This window comes from Undibacterium hunanense, assembly GCF_014284335.1.
In the GTDB taxonomy this organism is placed as follows: domain Bacteria; phylum Pseudomonadota; class Gammaproteobacteria; order Burkholderiales; family Burkholderiaceae_D; genus Undibacterium; species Undibacterium hunanense.
Window position 1 is genome coordinate 109,005 of the sequence record NZ_JACOGF010000006.1, and the last position, 24,013, is coordinate 133,017.

Annotated in this window: 16 protein-coding genes; 3 read left to right on the plus strand and 13 right to left on the minus strand. The window is 50.5% G+C overall.

Annotated features, from left to right (window positions below; all coding sequences use genetic code 11):
• Positions 1 to 12 precede the first annotated feature (12 nt).
• Positions 13 to 6,294 carry a HAMP domain-containing protein gene (locus H8L32_RS13305; RefSeq protein ID WP_186947724.1) on the minus strand — a complete coding sequence of 2,094 codons (6,282 nt, stop codon included), beginning with the start codon at positions 6,292 to 6,294 and terminating at the stop codon, positions 13 to 15.
• Between the two features lie 317 nt (positions 6,295 to 6,611).
• Here H8L32_RS13305 and H8L32_RS13310 point away from each other — a divergent pair, with 317 nt between their 5' ends.
• Positions 6,612 to 8,219, plus strand: a complete 1,608-nt coding sequence (locus H8L32_RS13310) for a response regulator (RefSeq protein WP_186947725.1) — start codon at positions 6,612 to 6,614, stop codon at positions 8,217 to 8,219.
• 350 nt (positions 8,220 to 8,569) lie between these two features.
• Here the strand turns inward: H8L32_RS13310 and H8L32_RS13315 are convergent, their stop codons facing one another.
• The 6 genes from H8L32_RS13315 to H8L32_RS13340 all read right to left on the minus strand — a co-directional run bounded on the left by H8L32_RS13315 (position 8,570) and on the right by H8L32_RS13340 (position 14,238).
• Positions 8,570 to 9,007, minus strand: a complete 438-nt coding sequence (locus tag H8L32_RS13315) for a response regulator (RefSeq protein WP_186947726.1) — start codon at positions 9,005 to 9,007, stop codon at positions 8,570 to 8,572.
• Positions 9,008 to 9,101: 94 nt separating this feature from the next.
• Positions 9,102 to 9,695, minus strand: a complete 594-nt coding sequence (locus H8L32_RS13320; protein WP_186947727.1) for a hypothetical protein — start codon at positions 9,693 to 9,695, stop codon at positions 9,102 to 9,104.
• A 389-nt stretch (positions 9,696 to 10,084) separates the two neighbouring features.
• Positions 10,085 to 10,618, minus strand: coding sequence for a hemerythrin domain-containing protein (locus H8L32_RS13325; protein WP_186947728.1), 534 nt, complete (start codon positions 10,616 to 10,618; stop codon positions 10,085 to 10,087).
• A 235-nt stretch (positions 10,619 to 10,853) separates the two neighbouring features.
• On the minus strand, positions 10,854 to 12,959 hold the full coding sequence (locus tag H8L32_RS13330) for a catalase (protein ID WP_186947729.1): 2,106 nt from the start codon (positions 12,957 to 12,959) through the stop codon (positions 10,854 to 10,856).
• 277 nt (positions 12,960 to 13,236) lie between these two features.
• Positions 13,237 to 13,755 (minus strand): hypothetical protein, encoded by a 519-nt coding sequence (locus H8L32_RS13335; protein ID WP_186947730.1) that lies wholly within the window; start codon positions 13,753 to 13,755, stop codon positions 13,237 to 13,239.
• 66 nt (positions 13,756 to 13,821) lie between these two features.
• Positions 13,822 to 14,238 (minus strand): BON domain-containing protein, encoded by a 417-nt coding sequence (locus H8L32_RS13340; protein WP_186947731.1) that lies wholly within the window; start codon positions 14,236 to 14,238, stop codon positions 13,822 to 13,824.
• 307 nt (positions 14,239 to 14,545) lie between these two features.
• Between H8L32_RS13340 and H8L32_RS13345 the strand changes: the two genes are divergently transcribed.
• Positions 14,546 to 14,875 carry a hypothetical protein gene (locus H8L32_RS13345; protein WP_186947732.1) on the plus strand — a complete coding sequence of 110 codons (330 nt, stop codon included), beginning with the start codon at positions 14,546 to 14,548 and terminating at the stop codon, positions 14,873 to 14,875.
• 114 nt (positions 14,876 to 14,989) lie between these two features.
• Positions 14,990 to 15,169 carry a hypothetical protein gene (locus H8L32_RS13350; protein ID WP_186947733.1) on the plus strand — a complete coding sequence of 60 codons (180 nt, stop codon included), beginning with the start codon at positions 14,990 to 14,992 and terminating at the stop codon, positions 15,167 to 15,169.
• 200 nt (positions 15,170 to 15,369) lie between these two features.
• On the opposite strand, the gene H8L32_RS13355 is transcribed toward H8L32_RS13350, so the two are convergent.
• The 6 genes from H8L32_RS13355 to H8L32_RS13380 all read right to left on the minus strand — a co-directional run bounded on the left by H8L32_RS13355 (position 15,370) and on the right by H8L32_RS13380 (position 24,001).
• On the minus strand, positions 15,370 to 17,337 hold the full coding sequence (locus H8L32_RS13355; RefSeq protein ID WP_186947734.1) for a hybrid sensor histidine kinase/response regulator: 1,968 nt from the start codon (positions 17,335 to 17,337) through the stop codon (positions 15,370 to 15,372).
• 404 nt (positions 17,338 to 17,741) lie between these two features.
• Positions 17,742 to 19,049 (minus strand): PepSY-associated TM helix domain-containing protein, encoded by a 1,308-nt coding sequence (locus tag H8L32_RS13360; protein ID WP_186947735.1) that lies wholly within the window; start codon positions 19,047 to 19,049, stop codon positions 17,742 to 17,744.
• 3 nt (positions 19,050 to 19,052) lie between these two features.
• Positions 19,053 to 19,793 (minus strand): DUF4198 domain-containing protein, encoded by a 741-nt coding sequence (locus H8L32_RS13365; protein WP_186947736.1) that lies wholly within the window; start codon positions 19,791 to 19,793, stop codon positions 19,053 to 19,055.
• 10 nt (positions 19,794 to 19,803) lie between these two features.
• Positions 19,804 to 22,275, minus strand: coding sequence for a TonB-dependent siderophore receptor (locus H8L32_RS13370; RefSeq protein ID WP_186947737.1), 2,472 nt, complete (start codon positions 22,273 to 22,275; stop codon positions 19,804 to 19,806).
• 191 nt (positions 22,276 to 22,466) lie between these two features.
• Entirely contained in the window at positions 22,467 to 23,477 is a 1,011-nt protein-coding gene (locus H8L32_RS13375) for a FecR domain-containing protein (protein WP_186947938.1), read from the minus strand.
• A 23-nt stretch (positions 23,478 to 23,500) separates the two neighbouring features.
• Positions 23,501 to 24,001, minus strand: coding sequence for a sigma-70 family RNA polymerase sigma factor (locus H8L32_RS13380; protein ID WP_186947738.1), 501 nt, complete (start codon positions 23,999 to 24,001; stop codon positions 23,501 to 23,503).
• Positions 24,002 to 24,013 lie beyond the last annotated feature (12 nt).

Genomic DNA, 24,013 nt, shown 5'->3' on the forward strand with positions numbered 1-24,013 from the left:
CAGATGCCTGCTTTATTCCGTTAGCCAGACACGCATCAATGACAGTAACTGCGCACTATCCACCGGCTTGGTAATATAGTCGGACGCCCCTGCCGCAAAACATTTGTCACGGTCACCTTTCATGGCCTTGGCCGTCAGGGTGATGATGGGCATGCTTTTGAACTTGGGTATTTTCCTGATGGCACGCATGGTGTCATAGCCATCCATTTCCGGCATCATGATATCCATCAACACGATCTCGATATCCGGGTCTTGTTCCAGCAACTCTATGCCATCCCTGCCGTTTTCTGCAAAAACCACCAGCATGTCCTGCCTTTCGAGGACGGTCGTCAGCGCAAAAATGTTACGCAAGTCATCATCAACGACCAGTACTTTCCGGCCTGACAGGCTGCCATCCGATGCGTGCATGTCTTCCAGCATGCGTCTTTGGAATTCAGGCAAATCGGCAGGCGAACGATGCAGGAACAGCGCCGTCTCATCCAGCAGGCGCTCGGGAGAACGGGCATCCTTGACGACGATGGTTTTCGCCACCTTGCGTATCCTGGTGACTTCCTTGCGTGACAATTCCTTGGCGGTATAGATAATCACCGGCAAGTCCCTGAGTTTCTTATCCTTGCTGATGATGTCCAGTAATTCAAAACCATCAATATCAGGCAAAGTCAGATCCAGTACCATGCAATCAAAATGCGCGTTTCTTAGTGCCTCCAGCGCTTTCTGGCCGCTTTCCACGGCTGTGATCTGCACATCATGTTCGCCTATCAGCTCTACAATGCGGGCGCGCTGCAATTCCTCATCCTCCACGACCAGCAAGCTGCGCTTACCGCGGATCAGGAATTGCTGTATGCGGTTGAACTCTTCTTCCAGTCTCTCGCGCTTGATCGGTTTGGTCAGGTAAGAAATGGCACCGTGTTGCAGGCCGCGCTCACGCTCATTGGAGTTGGACATGATATGCACAGGAATGTGCCGTGTACCGGGGTCGCGTTTCAGACGATCGAGCACAGTAAAACCATCGCAGTCTGGCAAATCTATATCGAGCAGAATCGCGGTCGGACTGTAATCGCGTGCCAGTGTCAATGCCGCGTCACCGCTCTGGCTGACTATACCCTTGAAGCCTTTCTCTCTGGCGAAAGCGAGCAAAATAGCAGAAAAACGGGAATCGTCTTCCACAATCAATAGCGCCGGGTCACCGCTGGCTATCATGTTTCTGTCATCGAATGCAGCCTCCCCCTCGGCATAGTTCAGGCTCATCGTCGCTGCTTCGCCCAGTGCAGGGTGCGTCAATTCATTGGAACTACCCACAGGTGTTCCCAACACCCTGATCAGTGCCGGCGTTGTTGATGCTGCATTTTGTTGCGGTACTGGGCTAATCAGGCCCCCACCGCTGTATGGCAAGAACAGGGTGAACGTACTACCGCTGCCGACGATACTGGTCACACGAATTTCTCCGCCCAGCAAACGTGCCAGTTCACGACTGATGGAAAGTCCCAGCCCTGTACCCCCGTATTTACGCGCGGTACTACCATCTGCCTGCTGGAATGCCTCGAAAATCAATTGCAGTTTGTCACTGGCAATACCGACACCCGTATCAGCTACCGAAAATGCCAGCACGGCATCTGCATGGCTTAACTGGGGAAGATCAGGCGTCCAGCCTGACTGCACCACACCGATACTGAGCCGCACTTCACCGCGTGAAGTAAATTTGAAGGCATTCGACAACAGGTTTTTAAGAATCTGTTGCAAACGTGTCGTATCGGTTTTGATAGCTGCCGGTAAGCCCTGATCCAGGGTAATCGAAAAATTGATATTCTTGGCTTCTGCCATGTGGCGGAAAGTACGTTCGACATAAGATGCCAGTGTGGACAGGCGCGATTCGCTGAGTTCCAGCGTGACGGTACCTGATTCTATCTTCGACAAATCCAGAATATCGTTAATCAGCGTCAGCAAATCGCTACCGGAACCGAAGATGGTCTTGGCGTATTCCACCTGGTTGCCAGATAGATTTCCCTGCGGGTTATCACTTAATTGCTGGGCCAGGATCAACAGACTGTTCAGTGGCGTACGCAATTCATGCGACATATTGGCCAGGAATTCGGACTTGTATTTGGATGACAAAGCCAGTTGCGTAGCTTTTTCTTCGAGTGCCAGCTTGGCCTGTTCAACCTCGCGGTTTTTACGTTCCACCTCAATATTCTGATCAGATAACAGGCTGGCTTTTTCTGCCAGTTCCTGATTGGTCTGTTGTAATTTTTGCGCCAATGACTGGGATTGTGTCAGCAGACTCTCGGTACGGCTATTCGCTTCAATGGTATGTAAGACAACGCCGATAGACTCCATCAACTGATCCAGAAAGCCCATATGCGTTTGCGTGAACTTGTCGAGAGAAGCAATCTCAATGACCGCTTTGACCTGCTGTTCGAACAAAATAGGCAAGACCACAATATTGGTCGGCGGTGCAGAGCCAAGACCGGACGAGACCTTGATATAGTCACGCGGTACATTGGTCAGCCACACCCGGCTCTTCTCCAGCGCGCACTGCCCTACCAGGCCCTCGCCAGGCAGGAAGGAAGTCGGTAACTTGCTGCTGGAGCGATAACCATAACTGGCAATCATTTCCAGCAAGGGAGCATCGTTATTGGAGTCCATCATATAGAACACCCCATGATGCGCGGACACCAACGGTGCAAGTTCAGACAGAATCAGTTTGGTGACGGTACCCAGATCGCGCTGGCCTTGCAGCAGACGGGTAAAGCGTGCCAGATTGGTCTTGAGCCAATCCTGTTCAGCATTCTTTTGTGTGGTTTCCTTGAGGTTACGTATCATTTCATTGATATTGTCCTTCAGGTCAGACACCTCACCACGGGCTTTCACCTGAATGGAACGCGAGAGATCGCCCCTGGTCACCGCTGTCGCCACTTCGGCAATCGCACGCACTTGCGTACTCAGGTTGGCGGCGAGCTGATTGACGTTTTCAGTCAAATCTTTCCAGGTACCCGATGCGCCTGGCACGCTGGCCTGTCCACCGAGTTTGCCCTCAACCCCCACCTCACGCGCAACGGTTGTCACCTGATCCGCAAACACGGCCAGCGTATCGGTCATTTCATTGATGGTATTGGCAAGCGAGGCAATTTCACCTTGTGCAGCCACGGTCAGTTTCTTTTTAAGATCGCCGTTCGCCACGGCTGTCACCACACCGGCAATACCGCGTACCTGCGCGGTAAGATTGGCCGCCATGAAATTGACGTTTTCTGTCAGATCTTTCCAGGTGCCGCCCACGCCCTTCACTTGCGCCTGTCCACCCAGTTTGCCTTCGGTGCCCACTTCACGTGCTACGCGGGTCACTTCGGAAGCGAAGGAACTCAGTTGATCCACCATGACGTTAATGGTGTCCTTCAATTCAAGAATTTCGCCTTTTACGTCCACCGTAATTTTCTTGGATAAATCACCGTTCGCCACAGCCGTCGTTACATCTGCAATATTACGCACCTGACCGGTCAGGTTGGATGCCATGAAGTTGACGTTATCCGTCAAATCCTTCCATGTACCTGAAGCACCGGGAACATTCGCCTGGCCACCCAGACGCCCTTCAGTACCCACTTCACGCGCCACCCGCGTGACTTCAGAAGCAAAAGAATTGAGCTGATCGACCATGGTGTTGATGGTATCTTTCAGTTGCAAAATCTCGCCACGCACGTCTACGGTAATTTTTTTGGATAAGTCACCATTCGCCACCGCCGTCGTCACATCGGCAATATTGCGCACCTGTGAAGTCAGGTTACCTGCCATGGAGTTGACCGAATCGGTCAGATCTTTCCAGGTGCCGGCAACACCGGGCACATTTGCCTGCCCGCCCAGCTTGCCTTCGGTACCCACCTCACGCGCTACCCGCGTCACTTCAGATGCAAATGAGCTGAGCTGATCCACCATGACGTTGATGGTGTTTTTCAACTGAAGAATTTCGCCCTTGACGTCGGCGGTGATTTTTTTGGACAAATCACCATTCGCCACCGCCGTGGTTACCTCTGCAATATTACGTACCTGGCCAGTCAGATTGGATGCCATGAAGTTGACGTTGTCGGTCAGATCCTTCCAGGTGCCGCCTACCCCTTTCACAAACGCCTGTCCACCGAGCTTGCCTTCTGTACCGACCTCACGTGCCACGCGTGTTACTTCAGACGCAAATGAACTCAGTTGATCCACCATGACGTTGATGGTGTTTTTCAGTTCCAGAATTTCGCCTTTGACATCGACCGTAATTTTTTTCGACAAATCACCTTTGGCCACTGCTGTTGTCACATCGGCGATATTACGAACCTGACCAGTCAGGTTCGATGCCATGAAGTTGACGTTATCTGTCAAATCCTTCCAAGTACCCGCCACGCCAGGCACATTCGCCTGGCCACCCAGCACACCTTCGGTACCGACCTCACGGGCCACCCGCGTTACCTCAGAGGCAAACGAACTGAGCTGATCCACCATCACGTTAATGGTATTTTTCAGCTCCAGAATTTCACCTTTGGCATCGGCAGTAATTTTCTTCGACAGGTCACCATTCGCCACCGCCGTGGTGACGTCGGCAATATTCCTCACCTGCCCGGTCAGGTTACCTGCCATGGAGTTGACCGAGTCGGTCAGATCTTTCCAGGTACCGGCAACACCCGGTACATTCGCCTGCCCACCCAGCTCACCTTCGGTACCCACTTCGCGGGCCACCCGCGTGACTTCAGAGGCAAACGAGCTGAGCTGATCCACCATTACGTTGATGGTGTTTTTCAATTCCAGAATTTCACCTTTGGCATCGGCAGTAATTTTCTTCGACAAGTCACCATTCGCCACCGCCGTGGTGACGTCGGCAATATTCCTTACCTGTCCTGTCAGGTTACCTGCCATGGAATTGACGGAATCCGTTAAATCCTTCCATGTACCAGCCACGCCGGGCACGTTTGCCTGTCCGCCCAGTTTGCCCTCAGTCCCCACTTCGCGTGCCACACGGGTTACTTCAGATGCGAACGAATTCAACTGATCCACCATCACGTTAATCGTGTTTTTCAGTTCGAGAATTTCACCTTTTACGTCCACCGTGATTTTTTTCGATAAATCCCCGTTTGCCACCGCTGTCGTTACTTCCGCGATGTTACGCACCTGGCCTGTCAAATTGCCCGCCATGGAATTCACCGAATCGGTCAAATCTTTCCAGGTACCGCCAACTCCCTTGACCTGCGCCTGCCCACCGAGCTTGCCTTCGGTACCCACTTCCCTTGCCACCCGTGTGACTTCAGATGCAAACGAGCTCAACTGATCCACCATGACGTTGATGGTATCTTTCAACTGTAAAATTTCACCCTTGGCATCCGCCGCAATTTTCTTGGACAAGTCGCCATTCGCCACCGCTGTAGTCACCTCGGCGATATTACGTACCTGCCCGGTCAGGTTGGATGCCATAAAATTGACGTTATCGGTCAGATCCTTCCATGTACCGCCTACACCTGGTACATATGCCTGGCCACCCAATTTGCCCTCGGTACCCACCTCGCGCGCTACCCGCGTCACCTCGGACGCAAAAGAGCGTAACTGATCGACCATGGTATTGATGGTGTCTTTCAGTTGCAGGATTTCACCACGCACATCGACCGTAATCTTCTTGGACAAGTCACCGTTTGCCACCGCAGTGGTCACTTCGGCGATATTGCGCACCTGTGAGGTCAGGTTACCGGCCATGGAGTTGACCGAGTCAGTAAGATCTTTCCAGATACCAGCCACGCTGGGCACATTTGCCTGCCCACCGAGCTTACCTTCAGTACCCACTTCCCGCGCCACGCGGGTGACTTCAGAGGCAAAAGAGCTTAGCTGGCTCACCATGGTATTCGCCGTCGTCGCCGCGCTGAGGAACTGGCCCTGCAAGGCGCGCCCATCCACTTCCAGTGCCATACTTTGGGAAAGATCGCCTTTTGCTACAGCCCCAATCACCCTTGCCATCTCAGTCGTGGGGCGTACCAGATCATCAATCAGTGAATTGACCGAGTTGACGATCGTGCCCCAATCCCCTTCCGCCCGTACTGAAGAAGCGCGCTGCAACAAACGTCCCTCCTGACCAACCAACTGACTGACGTTGAGAATGCCCTGCGTCATATGTGAGCTATTTTCGATGATCTCATTCAAGGTATCGGCAATCTTGCCATTCAAGCCCGTCAGGTCAGATGGCATTTTGACTGAGAAATCACCCTTCTTGAGCGCAGTCAGTGCCGCCAGCAACAGCTTGGGATCGAGTGTTTCTGTAGTGTCTGTGAGCGTATTCATTCGGACCTTTAAGCAATGGGATTGATGGCAAATGCTGCAAAAACACTGATTCACCCTTTTTTCTGCAAGAGTTTGACTGGAACTGATGCAGTGTCAGCCAGGTAGCAGCAAATAACACAGGTATTTTGCAGGGCAACATGCGTTAAACGCCGTATTAAAAGCCTGCAAACAGCTTTTCAGCGGTATTCGATTATTTTCTTTCCGTCAAACGAGATACGGTGACATAATTTACTTCATATTTAAAGATCTGTGACAATTGAATATTTCTATAATGACAAAAGTGTCTCCAACCGGAAACGGTGCAGACGAGGAACCCCGTGCAAGCAAAATATAAACCCAAAATTCTGGTCGTTAATGACGATAAGGCGAGTTTGTTCGCCCTGAGCGGGCTGCTCACGACTTGGGCTGATGAGAATAACTGCCTTGTGGTTACCGCAAAATCCGGAGAGGATGCACTGCGTCACGTATTACAGGATGACTTCGCCGTGATACTGCTGGACGTCAACATGCCCGGCATGAATGGATTCGAAACCGCCGAAGCGATCCACAAGCGCGCTCGTTCTTCTTCGATACCGATTATCTTCATTACGGCTTTCCTGGTCGATGATCTGAATAAATTAAGGGCTTACCAGCAGGGTGCCGTCGACTATCTTTTCACTCCTATCATTCCCCAGGTGTTACAAGCCAAGGTATCCGTATTCGTTTCACTGGCAAAAAAAAATCTGGAGTTGAAAGCACAAACAGACGCCCTCGGTCTGCGTACTCTGGATTTGCAGGCGGCCAATGACAAACTGCAGCGTGAAATAAAAGAGAGAAAAATAGCTGTTCAACAGAATGAAGCCAAAGATAAATTCCTGGCCATGCTTGGCCATGAATTACGCAATCCCTTAAGTGCAATCACCAGCGCAGCATCCATCATAGGCTTTCCAGGTGCGAAAGCAGACAGTGTAGAGCGCGCAAAAAAAATCCTCTCAAGACAATCACAGCATTTAACCCGCATAGTCGATGATTTGCTGGATCTGGGAAGGGTCATGTCAGGAAAAATCGTTCTCGATAAAACGGCAGTCAATCTTGGCGAAGTTGTCTTGTCCTGCCTCGATAGCCTGAGAGCCAGCCGCCCGGTTGACAGTTACCAATGGAATATGGATCCTGCCGAATCATGGATAGACGCAGACCCCACGCGTGTAGAGCAAATCATCACTAATTTGTTGGACAATGCCATTAAATATACGCCCGCTGGTGGCACCATCACTATAAAGATTGCCGTCCGCAAGGGCACTATAAAATTGATGATCAGCGACACCGGCATCGGTATAGCGAAAGATTTGCTGCCCCGGATTTTTAATGTTTTCGTCCAGGGAGAACATTCTCTGGATCGTGCCAAAGGGGGCCTCGGCATAGGTCTCGCCCTGGTCAAGCAGCTGGTTGAATTGCACGGTGGCGATATCCTCGCCCAAAGCGAAGGTGAAAATCTGGGTAGCACTTTTACTGTCGTATTACCCCAGGCCATAGAGAGCAGGGTATCACCTCAACCTGACGAGGTTCGGAGACTGAAAACGAACACCAAGCTGCTGCTGGTTGAAGACAATCAGGATGCCCGCGAAATGACTACGCAGTTACTCACGGCTCACGGCTTTCAGGTGCTTGAAGCTGCAAATGGTGCCGAAGGACTGATCCTGGCGAAGGAAGAAAAACCTTCTGTAGCCCTGATTGATATCGGGCTGCCAGGCATGGACGGTTATGAAGTGGCACGACGCTTACGCAGCGACAAAGACACCCGCAGCATGTACCTGATCGCATTGACCGGTTACGGACTCAGAGAAGATCACAGATTGACGATGGAGGCCGGTTTTGATTCCCACTTCGTAAAACCTTTAAAACTCCAGCAACTGATGCTTGCCATAGAAAAGCTTGAAATAGTCTGAATTGCCTGACGCTGAAGTGTCAGCCTGCCTGTTGTGCCTGGCTTGAGCAAGCAAAGATGACTTTGTGGTCCCCATCCTACAAAAGCTGTATAGACTCGCTGATATACCCCGTGCAAGAGTGTGTTTAAGATTCACATCTGACTCATCCCACTCATTCCACTGCGGTGCTTATCATGACGAAGAAATTGAAGTTCAGGTCCAACAGGTCGAACTCACTCAAACTGGTCAATCCAGGAAGTACGCTGAATTGCCCGTTTCAACACACCCAGCATGGGGCCAGCCTGAACCTGATCGCCTTACTCCACCTGCGTATTCAAACAACACATTGAACAGCGTTGGTACTTTTCTTGTTATCGCCGCACCAAAAATCCCTCAAGTAGCTGTTGAATCTGGCTCAGTTCATACGGTTTGGTGAGCATATGGCAGGGAAAATTGACATAACTATGAATGTGCGGGCCATGACCGGATGAAAAAACAATATGCATATCCGGCGCATTCAGCATGGCTTGCTTTGCCAGGGCGATGCCCGACATTTTGGGTAAATTGATATCCGTCAGCAATACGTCAAAACGCTGTTGCTGCAGTAACTCCAAAGCATTTTCCCCACTTGCAGCAGGGACGGGCATATGTCCTATCATATCGAGCATTTCGCATAACATCTCCAGCAAATCCTGGTTATCTTCAACAACCAGAATATGCAAGCCTGCCCCTGTATCACTGGCAGAATCAGTAGCAGAGTCCTTGGCAAGAGAAGTCTCATGCTCTTTATCAGAAAGTGAATTTTCCATTGTTACCTGTCTGGTTTGAAAACAGCCTGCGTGTAAAGTAAAGCAGGGTCATATGCATTCAATTCATCTATCCCAAATGAAGTTTCTCAATATTTCAATAAATAGCATTATTTTTACACTGCGTCGAATTACGCACCGCCCGGGTACCAATACCAAGCATCACAATACCACCTTTGCCACTAAATTTGAACGCGTTCAGCCATAGATTCCCCATCGCTGAGGTCAACAAATCATCGTGATTATTGACAGTGGCTATGGAAGAAAACTGCTCAGCGTTGAAGTTGCGCTTGATCAGATCAGCCAGAAAACGCTCAATCTGCCGCCGAAGTTTCGCCATGTTGCGATGCGGCATCCTGTTGATGGAAAAAATCAGGTGAACATTACCTGACTTGATAGCAGCGAATGCAAGCATCGTTATCTTCACGCAATGGTGAAACGCATGAGCGAAAAACCCCAAAGGCTGATTCGCCTTCCAAGCCTGTTCATTAACGACGACTGAATCATGACACGCATTAAACAACTTTACAGCTTCTACGATAGCATTACCGAAGAAGCAATTATTTATGCGGAATGCGCTGCTCTCAAATTTTTCGTCAAGGCCAGCACGCGGATCCACTAACTCTTGACAAGGATTGTCGCAATCATGGACAAGCTCTGGGTGACGGTCGATCAAAGGTTCGTGCATCATGCAGATCTCGCAGGTATCCCAAGCCTACTAATTACAGGTTTACGGCGGGAGGTGCCGGTATGGGGATTTACGCCAGGAAAGCGGGACGCAGGGAAAAGATGATGGAGTCTTGCTCTGAATAAATCTGTGCGCTAGAGCACATTCAAATCAAAAATTCGCGTAAATGCGGGAAATATCCTGTCTTTGGGTATCTCCGGATAACTAAAGCCTGGCAATCACTCAGGCGGCATGTCGTGTAACCCAAACGGTAATCACTGTATCTGAAAATTTTCCCAATGCATTTCCGGATAGCAGGCTTACTGATGATGTCCTGGTCTCATACAAGAGACTCTAAAAACGCTGGACAGTAAAAAAGTCCTTTCATGTCCAGAGTTCTTGTATTGTTTCATTTATTGCAGGGACGGAAAATCAATTTCATTCTTGCGTTCCTGTATTGCTTCGCCCAGGGCAGTCAGATTCAGTTTCGCTTTTTTTGCTTTGGGAAACATTTCTGCTTCTTCTTCCTTTACATGGTGCTCTATTTGTTCTGATAAGACTTTGACTTTGGCGTCATAGAGATCATCACCAGGCTCCATGGCCAGGATCTGTGCAATCAAATCCTTGGCAGCCGCATGTTCGACAGTAGCTTCGTCCATCATGTCCCGGGTATCTTCACCGACCTTGCGCATGGCTGAATAAAAAATCTCCTCCTCGGCAATGGTGTGTTTGGTCAATTCCAGGCAAATCTGCCGGGCAATTTTCTTTTTGCTGACTAAAGCCTTATCGCCCAGGCTTTCGAATTTACTGAATAAGGCTTTCACGTTTTTATGGTCTTGCTTAAGCAGGCTGACAGCATCTTGCGCTGCAGCGCCTTTCGCCTTTTTTGCAATAACAGCAGGGAGTTTTACAGACTTGGCTTTGGCCGAAGGTGTGGCGGTGCGCATGGTATATCCTTTATGTCATAAAAAAGAGAAAATGCTATAAGTCTGCTTATTCAACCTGATTCAAGAAGATCGCATATGAACTAAGCTGGGCAGGGTCAGTCATCTTAAAACCTGTGCAATCAATCGTAGTAAGCGCTTGGAAGTACATTTTTAGGAACAGGCTCTGCACACCGGGGTCATGCAGAAACGTCATCCAGCTTAGTATTTCCAAATTCTCTCTACGATAATTGCACGCTTACACTAATGGCCTTACCAATTTCTCGCGGTTCCATTGTCGTGTTTTCGCTGCTGTCAGAAAGTCCTTCAATTTATTCGTCGATATCACAGCAACGTCTTTATTGATACAGGCTGCATTCAACAGAATATCGCCCCCCGCATCATAGGCAATTGCTTTCAAGTGACTATAGGCATCCCTGACAAAATCAATGCTTGTCATATCGTGCTCCAGTTTTTTTGCAGATTCGCTGGAGAGAACGAGGGCGATTGCATCAAATATTACCGAAGGACTTCCTGCCAGTTGCACATCCACCTTGGTTTCTTTACCGTCAGACAGATGGATGCTATTAATCCGGGGAGCAATAACTTTGTACTTCGCATCTGCACTGGTAACTACAGCTTTGAGCTTTTCCAGGATACTGGCATCCGAACCTTCGTCAATGAGAATGCCAACCACGCGACCTGCCAGCGTGTCCTTCATCTTGCCTATCAATTGCAGGGCCGGTGACACCGGCAAGTCCTGCACCTCTACCAAAACAGGCGGTGCCACTGGCAACACCTTAATGCCCAGGCCAACAGCAACACGTCGCGCCAGTTCTTCGTTGATATGCAGCATATGGCCGACCATTGCTTCGCTTATATGCGGATGCTCGACTTTTGATAACTCAAAGATGAGTGCTGCAATGATATGTGCTTGTTCGGTTTCGTTCTGGCTGGCGTAAAATTGACGAGCCTGGCTATAGTGATCTGCAAAACTTTCTGGGCGTATCCGGCCTTTGTCACCAGCTACCGGTTCTGCCATGCTTTTAAAACCTTTCACCGCTTGTTCACGCGGGGCATCCTTGTCCAATGAATTTGGCTCATACGCTACCCTGCCGGTAGCTTGTGTCATTTGCATATGACCATCGCGCTGGTTATTGGCAAACGGACACCTCGGCGCATTGACCGGAATCTGATGGAAATTGGCAGAACCCAGCCTGGACAGCTGCGTGTCAAGATAAGAAAATAAACGCCCCTGCAACAAAGGGTCATTGGAAAAATCAATACCAGGGACAATATGTGATGGGCAAAATGCGACTTGCTCAGTCTCGGCAAAGAAATTATCCGGCCACCTGTCAAGTACCATACGTCCAATGAAAGTCAGTGGTACCAGCTCTTCAGGAATGAGTTTGGTTGCATCGAGATGATCAAACGGAAATTGATCTGCTTCTTCTTGTGTAAATAGCTGTACGGCCAATTCCCATTCAGGAAAATCACCCGCAGCGATGGCATCGAAAAAATCGCGTCTGTGAAAATCAGGATCAGCACCGGCAATTTTTACTGTTTCATCCCAGATGGTAGACTGCAACCCGGCCTTTGGGCGCCAGTGGAACTTCACGAAGCTGGCATGACCATCTGCATTAATGAGGCGGTAAGAATGCACGCCAAAACCCTCTATCATTCGTAGTGACCTTGGCAGCGTGCGGTCCGACATGATCCACATTACCATGTGCATGGCTTCAGGTGTCAGTGAAATAAAATCCCAGAACGTATCATGTGCTGTCGCTGCTTGCGGAAAACCACGGTCTGGTTCCATCTTTACCGCATGGACAAGATCGGGAAATTTGATGGCATCCTGGATAAAAAAAACAGGAATGTTATTGCCAACCAAGTCCCAATTACCTTCCGATGTATAAAACTTGACCGCAAACCCACGTACGTCTCTTGGCGTATCAACCGAGCCAGAGCCGCCGGCTACTGTAGATATACGGGTAAATACAGGAGTTTGACGGCCAGTTTCGGTCAGGATTTTGGCGGTGGTATATTTTTCCAGCGAATGTGTCAGCTCAAAGTATCCATGCGCCCCAGTTCCACGTGCATGTACTACACGTTCCGGAATACGTTCATGGTCAAAATGGGTAATTTTTTCTCTTAAGATAAAGTCTTCCAGCAAAGTCGGACCTCTGACGCTGGCTTTCAGAGAATTTTGATCGTCGGCAATGACCACACCTTGATTTGTCGTCAGTTCCGGATGATTTTTCCCGGCAGTCTGATGTAGTTCGCCACCGTTACCAGTCAATGTAGTGGTGCGGCTTTTTGTTTTCTTTATTTCAGTATTGACTATTGTCGTATCAGTTTTGGACATGGCAGGCATTCTACAAAAGATCAGTTTGGACGCGATCAAAGTTAAACATGGATCAGATCGACGTTTAATTTGGCTTAACTCACGATAGACCAAAATCTCGTCATCCTTTGTTCGGAAACGAACGCTCAGATCAGGCTCGCAATAAAAATTACTTTTTATTTTCAAAGAGTGTTTGGAATTTTGTGTTTCATATTCAAGAATAAAAAACGGACTGCGTTATACAGTCCGTTTCTGCGATGCAAGCAGGGTTTTATTTCAAAAAAAATCCTGAAAAAACTTAAGGGGCACTTGCCTCGGACGTGGAGTTGATGTCTTCTGCGCCGGCTTTTTTGTAAATGTCTTTTGCAATTTCAGCCTGATCAGAATTATCGGTATGCACGGAGATCAGCACATTACCACCGCGAATTTTTCCGTCATACAACTTTGCTTCGTATTCAGGAATCCCCATACCCACCAGGCCACCAATAATGCCGCCAGCGGCACCCACCAATGCAGCGCCACTTAATGCAGCCATGATAGGCCCGGCAGCAATGAAAGGACCGACACCAGGGATTGCCAATGTGCCTATGCCTGTCAGCCAGCCCAGTATCGCACCGACACCCATGCCAGCAACTCCGCCAGTGGCAGCACCCTCAGGTAATTTGGTGTTTTGTTCATGTGCAAAATCCCGTGTACCAGTCTGGTCAGGAAACAAGACCGAGATGTCTGCACTTGAAAAGCCAGACACCTTCAGCCTGTCGACGATAGTTTCTGCTTGAACACGATTTGTTGCGATACAGTAGATTGCGGTTTTCATATAATTTCCTTGAGTGAATTAAGTTACATGCTTACCTGTCGGTGTTGCACGCTTTGCTTGCCGGCTTCAGTTGGTTTTTACGTCCAGTGAATTATTAATGGAACTCACGCCTTTGACTGTCTGGACAATTTTTTCAACCTTCGATTTTTCGTCCGCGGTTTTTACAGGGCCGCGCAACGTAACGGCACCCGCATCCACCATAATTTTGATGTTATGTGCCATCACCGACAGCGATTTTTCCTGCACGACAGAACGCCGGACCGCAGCAAGAAGAGTCCTGTCTTCTGGCGTATTGGCTTGATCTTCTGGCGTTTTATTCCCGGCGTACTTGTCCCGGTTATTGATCGCCGTATTATCGACGTTAGATGCACTTTTCCCCTCTTTAACAACGGGAGGAACCGGATCGGCCGCAAAACCTGTGCATGGCAATATAGTGGCGCACAGCAATACAGCGGTGCCTATCTGATTAAATATTCGTCCCATTCATCGCTCCTGATTAAGTCCATTGTGGACAAGTGGTACCAGACTAAGGCAATTAATCTACCTACATCTGTGCGGTAGACCACACGCAACGACAAGCGGAGATATCGTCCAACTTATTTCATTTGAGAAATAGCCTGTATCCGTGCTGCTTCAGTAAGGTGCCTGCGAGCTTTGGAATTTTTTTACTCTGAAACAGAGTTGAATAAACAGAGAATTCTGTATAGATTGCATAAACCTGCCCAGTAAGATTTTTCCTACAAATCTGCTCGCTATTGTCCGGTATTGCATGTACGGCATTCTGGTTACCATGTCAGCTCTACTGCAAAGCAGCGACCATAATTCGGCGACATATTCGTCGGCATTTCTGGTACCGATGCGGCAGAGAAAGTACAGCGCACCCTATCTTTTCAGAGGAGTCATCATGAGGAATTTTTTCGGTTTCCCTTTTTCAAGCAATAATCAAAAACTTTCTGAAATCAAGGAACAGAAAGTTGATCCTGACATTACAGCGATTCCAGCGACAGACATGAGCTGCGCTAAAAAACCGAAAAGCCTGATTCCTGCAAAGCATCATGTGCATTTGAAGAAAATGGAAGAACATCGCCGGAATTTACGAACCATGTATTTTTCCAGCTAAATGATGGCTCTATGCAAAGCCTGGCCGGGGACGCCTGGTCAGGAGCACAGGGTCATCTAATTGTGCAACGGTCTCTTTGCAACAATCTCTTGTATTCAAAAGAGTGAAATAATCATGACGAAAAAAGTCACAAAAGATTCAAACAATCCGATCTACAGTTCAAGTGCTGATTTTAAGGATGAACTGGATAAACTGATCAGCCGCCTGCCGTCTATGTCCGATATAGAAATAAGCGCTGCCAAGGATCAGTTTTTGCGAAAAATCGAGATCGCCTTAAGCAATCGGCCTTTATAACAACAAAACTGATTGATTGTCAGCGCAGGAACTGGTGACATGCGTCGTCTGCAACCATGTTGAATTTATAGTGTGCGCCCGGCATCTGCCTGAGATGCAGCAGTCGTTTGTGCGGGAACATATCTGCACCAGATACGAAATGCGCCTGATACGATGCAATATGCTCTACTACATCAATACTGTTGCTTGCGGCAAGATGCTTATGTTTTATGCTGCTTACAATTGGCAAGCACAGACCTGACCTTGCGCGCCAGTGCTTCACGGCTATATGGCTTGCTCAACAACTCCACGCCCCCATCCAGCCGTCCTCCATGTACGATGGCATTTTGCGTGTAGCCAGAGGTAAACAATACCGCCAGATTCGGCAAACGCTCGCGCGCCTTGCGGGCCAGTTCAGGGCTACGCAAAGTACCAGGCATGACGACATCCGTAAACAACAGGTCAATCTTGACACCGGTATCAACAATTGCAAGAGCACTTTCAGCGTCGCTGGCATGCAATACCTTATAGCCTAAGCCCATCAGTATCTCGATTGCAGTAGTACGAACCTCGTCATCGTCTTCTGCTACCAGAATAGTTTCAGCCCCTCCTACAATTTTTTCCAGTGGCTGTATCGTCAATTTCCCTTCCTGTTCTGTCGAACGTGGAAGATAAAGTTTAACGGTAGTGCCGTAGCCAAGTTCACTATATATATTGACGTGACCACCTGACTGCTTGACAAAGCCATACACCATGGACAAACCCAGGCCTGTTCCCTTGCCTTCTGGTTTGGTCGAGAAAAACGGTTCAAATACCTGGGCCACCACTTCTGGCAGCATACCTGAACCAACGTCGGACACTGCCAGCATCACATATTCGCCAGGATTCACTTCAGCGTGGGTACGCGCATAATTCTCATCCAGAACAGCATTACTGATTTCTATGGTGAGCTTGCCGACAGATTCCATGGCATCGCGTGCATTGACTGCGAGATTCAGTAAAGCATTTTCGACTTGAGCGACGTCGACAAAGGTATTCCACAAATCATCGGCCAGAATCGTTTCGACTTCTATCGTTTCACCAAGGCTGCGCTGCAGCATATCTTCCATATCAATCACAAAACGGCCAATATTGACGACTTTGGGATCCAGCGCCTGACGCCGCCCAAAAGACAATAAATAGCTGGCCAGTTTGGCACCACGCCTGACACCGGCAAGCGCATTGGTAACGCGCCGCTCTGCATGTTGATTACCGGCAATCTCTGCCGACAACAGTTGCAGATTGCCTGAGATGATCTGCAACAGATTATTGAAATCATGGGCTATGCCACCCGTCAATTTACCGATTGTTTCCATCTTTTGGGAATGTTGCAATGCCTGCTCGGTTTTTTTCAATGCGACTGCAGCTTCATATTTTTCGGTAATGTCCCTGGTAATCTTGGCGTAGCCGACAAACTCACTGAATGCATTGTAAATAGGATCAATCACGACATGGGCGCGAAATTGGCTGCCATCCTTCCTGACGCGCCAGCCTTCCTGTTCAAAGCGACCTTCGGTCCTGGCTGTCAATAATGCGCGCTGCGGCACCCCGCTACGCTGATCTTCTGGCGTATAAAAACGGGAAAAATGTGTACCGATCACCTCTTCCTGCCGGTATCCCTTGATGCGCTGCGCACCAGAATTCCAGTTGCTGACATAACCGTCTTTGTCCAGCATATAGATCGCATAATCAGTCACCCCCTGCACCAGCAAACGAAATTGCTGTTCGCTCAGGCGTAATGCTTCTTCCGCTTTCTTGCGGTCAGTGATATCACGGGTAATTTTTGCAAAACCAAGCAGACGACCATCTTCACGGATTGCATCGATGATCACGCTTGCCCAGAAATAAGATCCGTCTTTGCGAACGCGCCAACCTTCGATTTCGTAACGCCCTTCAGTTTCAGCAATCTGCAATGCGAGCGCAGGAACACCAGCCTTCTGGTCTTCAGGTATATAAAATTGGGAAAAATGTTGACCAATGATTTCTTCTGAGGTGTAGCCCTTGAATTTCTGCGCACCGGCATTCCAGCTCACCACCCGGCCATCGATATCAAGCATGTATATCGCGTAATCAGTAATCGCATCAACCAGTAGCTGAAAACGCTGCAGGTCAATCAGTTTTTTATCGTCAAGCAAATTTCGGATGGACATCGGCTGTTTCCACAGTAACAAAACTTCGTCAGCTAGCGCGCAACAACCGTATTTCTATACCGGATAAAGACTGGATATAGCACTCCCACGACGCGTTAAACCGAACGACGCCTTGTTGCGGCATGATCATCCGGATACTATCCTATTTTATGGTTATTGCAACTGTAGCCGGGAGGAAGATCGGTAAATGTGCGGTAACGTACAGAAAAATTGCGCTTTTCTGTATATACACCTGCTCAGGAAAGAGATGCCGCATAGTTTTATACGGCAATTTTCTGGAGTATTTCATTGATCAGATGAAGATTTCCAACAACCGCTCATTCGATTGATCGGCCAAAAAAGTGGAAGCTGAGAGTTGACGCTGAAAGTTGAAGCTCAGAGTTGACGGCACCCAAGAGATCATTCTATCTGCGCGACATTTTTGAAGATGTTCTCGTGGTCATTGCTAAGCGCTTTGCCCGTCGTTTTCTTATCCATAGAATACTACCCGTAGTACAAAGCAAAACCACCACCATTCCGGTCAGCGTGACAAGCGATTTGAACCAGGCTCCACCAAGCAAGGCCTTATGCAGATTCGTCAACCAGGTGCGAATGGTATCCCCGCTGGCCTGACGAGTCGGCGCAAAAAATCTCTTCATGGCGTCGCTACCGGCATCTAACCAGATACTGGTGGCACCGCCCTTATCACGGATGTCACGGCTACTGCGCACGGTATAACGAAACTCCATGCGGCTGGCGTCATACGATAACGAGGCTTCATGCTCAATATGAAAGTGATGCAAGACCGATTGCCTATGCATCCAGAACCGGCCAGACTCGCGTGCCTGCTGCCAACTGAGGAGTTGCCCAGTCTGCTGCACCCCTGTCTCTGACGCTGCGTCATCACCCGTCTGTTGGTCGAACAAGGCTGCCATGGTCGGGTTGTAGATTCCCGGCAAGTTGAATGACACACTACTCCAGGCAATGACAAACAGCATGGCCCATATCCACAGCCCGCCTGCACGGTGCAGATCAAAATTGAGTTTGTGTATGGCACCATTACCAGCATTTCCGCCAGGCCAACGCACACGCCATGATGAGCGCCAGCGTATCAGCCAGGGCTTGTTATCGGCGCGCTCATGCCCGCTAGTATTTCTGCGCAACCGCGCCGGAAAGCTGAGATACATACCGATAAAGCAATCCAGCGTCCACAGCAAACCCACGATGCCGAGAATGGATGTACCTGCCGTTCCCAACGCCAGCGAATAGTGCAAACGGTAGACGAAGGGCATGAAATTTTTCCAACCTTGCGACAAATCACCCCACAGGCGCGCGCCCTGCACCTGACCGGTATAGGGATTAACGAATAACTGATCAAATGCCTGTTCGAATGCCTGAGCATCAGCGCCCGGTTCGGCTGATGCGGCTGATCCATTTTTTTGTGCAAGCGGCTGGACATTGAAGAGCATCGCCTTCCCAGGTTCGCTATACAGGTCAACAGAAGAAAACGTCACCTGAGGATAACGCGCCTGCAGACGGTCACGTATGGTCAGCGGATCAAGGGGAGCAAGATCAGTTGATGTCTGGACACGCAGCGCCGGATACAAGGCAGCGTCCAGCACATCATTCCATGCAAGCAAGCTACCGGTCAGCCCGGCGATCACCAGAAACCCGGCGATGCCCAGGCCAACCCAGCGGTGCATCACCACTGCCGCCGCACGTGCATTTGCCACGCGTCAGTCCCCGGTTGACGGCAATGCAAAAGCAAGGGTGGCTGCATAGCCATCCTCGTCAGCTTCGCTGGTATCAGTACGTCGCACGCTGTGTGCGACCTTGATCACGTTCAGCCCACTGCTGCGTATCGTGACAACGGCGTAACCCTGCGCGTCTGTCCTGATTGAATGGTCTTCACCTGCGTTCAGATAGTCGCTGGCTATTGTCGTACTGGCCAGTGGCTTGCCTTCAAACAGCACCTGCACGCGTAGCTTGCTACCTTTTTTGAGTTGCATTGGATCGGCCAGAGGCAATATCTCCAAAGGCAAACCAAAGGCTTTCACAACTGATGAACCAGACGCCAACACTGTACGGGTGAACATCTGGTAATAACCAACCTTTTTTGCTGCCGGCACCTGGCTACGCGATCCCGCCACCCATTTGCCATCAATACCCTGGCTCCAGTAGCCATCTTCGAAACTCACTGCCACGCTTGCAAGTTCGGAGGGTGCGTCAAACACCACATTGTGTGCTTGCGCACGAACGCTTACAGGCAAGGCTGTTCCCTTGCGTGTTTGCCCCAAGACCTGCTTGATGTTTTGAGGTGGGTAGGCATCATCCAATGCGCCCTCCCCCAGCACCACGGCCCATTCACCGGTTCGCTGTGCTATCCAGATCCCATGGGCCTGGGCATTTCCCAAAGACAGCAGCGTACCAGTCAACAACGCCAACGCCGTGCTGCGCATGAATGCAATAGATGTCATGGCGTCTCCGTCAGAACTGGCTGGTCAATGAAAGGCGTACGGTACGTGGCTGTGCCATCCCCACCGTTCCATAGACCACGGATTCCCAATATCGTTTGTTCGCGACGTTTTGCACTGTCAGTCGTACGACAGAAGGTTTGTCGAAAAGCCGGGTGGTGTAGGTAGCACCCAAATCCCAGCGAGTGAAGCTATCCACCATGATGCTGTTAGCGCCATTGAGTGGGCGGTTACCCATGTGGTAATACGCAGCGTTCAATGACAGTCCTGGCGTTTCATCAAAACGATAATCGAGGAACATGCTGCTCTGGAAGCGCGCCACATTGGCTGGCCGCTTGCCATCGACACTCACGTCACCGGTGTCATGCTGTTTGGCATCCAGCCAGGCCAGGCCGAAGATGCCGCTCAGTTGTCGCGTGATCTGTCCATTCGCTGCAAGTTCGACGCCACGATGTTGCTGCCGGCCTTTGGTCTTGAAGACGTTATCGACAGAACTTACGGACTGCAATGGCTTGTCGATGTCGAACAAGGCAGCCGATAGCTGCATGCCCTGGATTATGCTTGATTTAAGCCCGATCTCATATTGACGGCTGGTGATAGGGTCCAGGCGTTCATAGGCATTATTGGCCCAGTTGGGCGCATAAGCACCTTGTTCAAAACCTTTGGTATAAGTAATGTAGGCCGTCGTGTGCGAAAGCGGTTTGAACAGGATGCTGACAGTAGGAACCGTTGTTGCCGTTGCATAATGCAGGCGCACGCCGCTGTCAGGATAGTCGCGCGGCTTGTCGTTGACGTAATCGATATAGCGTGCGCCCAGCAAGACTGACCAGGCTTCAGACAAGGCAATCGTGTCGCTCACAAAAAGACTGTGTTGTATCGAATGTGCGGTTGGCAAGCCTGTGTCAGAAGGCAGGTGTGGGTCGGGTCTCGACACGGGGTGATAGATATTGGCAATCTGGTCGGGCAACCGCGTATACGGGCCTTCCGGATAATCCATTTTTGAATAGCTGTATCCTCCAACCAGTTCGTGTTTGAAACCAGCTAGCGCAAGCTTCCCGGTAGCAAAAACCTGGCCCGATATGACACGGTATTCCTCACCTTCATAAGAGACACCGCCGCTAAGTACATTACCGTTGAGTGCCACTGTGTTGACATTGTTAAACAGTGCATTGCGAAAGGTTGATCCATAACCCAGTTGACTGGTGAGAGTCCAGTCAGCATTCAAGGCGTAGTCGAGTCGTGCGCCCGCATTCCAGCTACGGGATTTATAGCGCGCCCATGGTTGCCCGATCAAGGTGCGCGGATCCACACTGGATGCCGGTACCAGCGTGCCATCAAGACGCGGACCCAGACTGGCACTGGCCGACTGTGATTTTTGCTGGTAGTCAAAATCCAGTTGCAGCATACTGTCACGATTGAGTTTTACATCAAGCGCACCGCTCACGAACTCCCGGTCTAGGTCACCTGGATGTGTAAAGTCGCCCACCTTTTCCTTAGCCGCATTCAAGCGATAACCAAGCTGGCCATCATTCAGCGGACCGCCGGCATCAACATTGGCATAGTAGCCTGACTGGCTGCGTATTTCCCCCGTCAGACTCAGCAATCGATCACGTGTCGGGCGTTTGATGACGTAGTTCACCAAACCACTAGGGTCACCCACACCATAAAGAAACCCGGACACGCCCTTGAGTACGTCAATGCGGTCCTTGTTTTCAAGCGGTACGTCCGCATACACATTCGCCAGCAAACCGTCACGTCTGACATTGTTGAAGGTGTTGGCAGAAAATCCCCGTACTGCCACGCCATCGAAAGATGCACCATAAGTCACAGGGCTGACCGAAGGATCGTTGCGCAATACATCAAGCGCAGTGCGTGCACGCTGGCTTTCGATAGTATCAGTCGTGTATGAACCGATAGAAAATGGCAAATCCTGCATGCCGCGTACCCCCAGGGCGCCAGCATTGACATCCGGTGTTTCGAACAGGCGGGGTTGTTGAGCACTAATAACGATGGTTGGCAATGATGTACCCGTACTCATGTCTGACGCAGGTACATTGACCGGATTCCTGGCCGTTGCCGGGTTTAGCTGGCTACGTATCACATAGGCATCGCCCGCTTGTGGTGTAGCTTCCAGTCCACTACCCTGCAATAATTCACGCAAGGCTGCCGGCACTGTGTAACGGCCTGAAATGCCCTTGCTTTGCAGGCCATTTGTCTGATCCGTGGAGAAAGATAGCAGGATACCGGCATCACGCCCGAAGCGATTGAGAACGGTGGTCAGCGTGTCAGCCGGGATGCGATAATCCTTTGCGGCTTCGACCTGTTGTGCATACGCTCCGGGCAAAACCATGGCAGAGAACGTGGTGGCGGTCACGGCCAGCATGCTACGAGCAAGTATGTTCGCTACAGTCTGTGAAATAGCGTGCGTGACGGCACGTGCCATGACGCTGCGCTGGACCCGGCGTGAAGGCAGCCGGGAAGACATTGACCTGGTATGAAATTGACGGGCTCGGCCCATATGCGTTTCCTTTGGAGTGTGAGAGAAGTAGGTGGTCCTATCTTCATTGCCCCGCGAAAACCAAAAAAGGATCAAATTCAAGAAAAAATAATTTTTTCTCCCATCTCATCTTGTCTCATCTCTACCCGCCAATATCCTCTACTACCGACCATCAGCGCTTATGTCCTGCGCGGTTGCACCGTAACCCAATAACGCGTGATGCGCCGGATCTCCACAGGCAGGGCGACCTCCAGCACTGTCAGTATGCGGTCGGTATTGGCTAAAGGATAAGTCCCCGTCACCCTGAGTCTGGCGATGGCCGGGGCACAGGCCAGGCGGCCAGGCCGGTGACGGCTCAGTTCAGCCAGAAAATCGCTGAGAGGCATATCTTCTGCCACGATCATGCCCTGCGTCCAGGCGATAGCATGTTCATCAGCCGCTGTGATGTCGTCGACAGTCTCTCGTGTAAACCGGGCCTGCTGGTCCGCCCGCAGAATACGAGGCGACACTTGCATCCGTTCTGGCGAGATTTCCACTGCACCATCGAACACGGCGACGCGACTGCTGTCTCCATCCCCAAAATCACGCACTGAAAAACGCGTGCCCAAAGCCCGTAGCCGTCCTTGCGCGGTTTGTACGATGAATGGTCGCGTCGCGCCTGATGCCGCCAGTGGCTCATGCGCGGTAGTAACCAGTATCTCGCCATTGAGCAAGTGCAGCACACGCTCGGTACTGGTGAACCTGATATTGACGGCAGTTCCCGAATTCAGTTCAACCTGTGTACCGTCTGGCAAGGTGAGGCTGGCTTGCTCACCAACAGCAGTATTCTTGTCTGCCGACCACAAACGCCAGGGTGTATGTTCTTCAAGCATCAGGCCAGCGCCACCAGTAAAGAAAATGACTGCCATGGTTTTGGCGAATTGGCGACGCTGAATTGATTTCGGTGCCAGTGCAGCGTGCGCCAGCGGCGATGGCAGCGCCTGTAGTCTGCCACCAAAAGATTCAACACGCTGCCAGGCCCGTTCATGATCAGGATGCGCTTCACGCCACTGTTGCCAACGCTGACAGGTGTCAGCCGTGACGACATCAGATTGCAACTCCACACGCCATGCGACTGCCTGTTTCCGCACTTCGGGCGGGATAGGCTGCGTGGCATCATCCTTCGCAAGTGAGATAGACGGCGTAGTCATGGCGGCGTATTTGTTCAGCGGTGTCAGGCGAAGCAGCACTGCTCCAGCGCTTTGGCGATATAACGCTTGACCGTGGGGACAGACAAGCCCAAGCGCGTGGCGATCTCGCTTTGGCGCAGGCCGTCAAGTTGCGACAACAGGAAAGCCTGTCTTACCTTCAAAGGCAGACCATCAAGCAGGCGATCAATTTCCATGAGTGCTTCAATCATGATGGCCTGCGCTTCCGGTGACGGGGCATGCGACTCTGGCTGCTGAGCAAGCGCCTCAAGATAAGCTTGTTCAATGCGCTGATGACGGCGCATATTCAGCATCAGGCCACGGGCAACCGTTGTCAGCAACGCACGCGGCTCTTCGATGGTCAGCGGCACATCCTTGGTAAGCACCCGCATGAATGTGTCATGTGCAAGGTCAGCAGCCACGAAGGAATCTCCCAGCTTGCGGCGCAGCCACCCCTGCAACCAACCATGATGGTCAGTATACAAAATGCTAACTTGCTGATGCAGTGCGAGTTCGACAGCCGCCACAATATCCTCCCG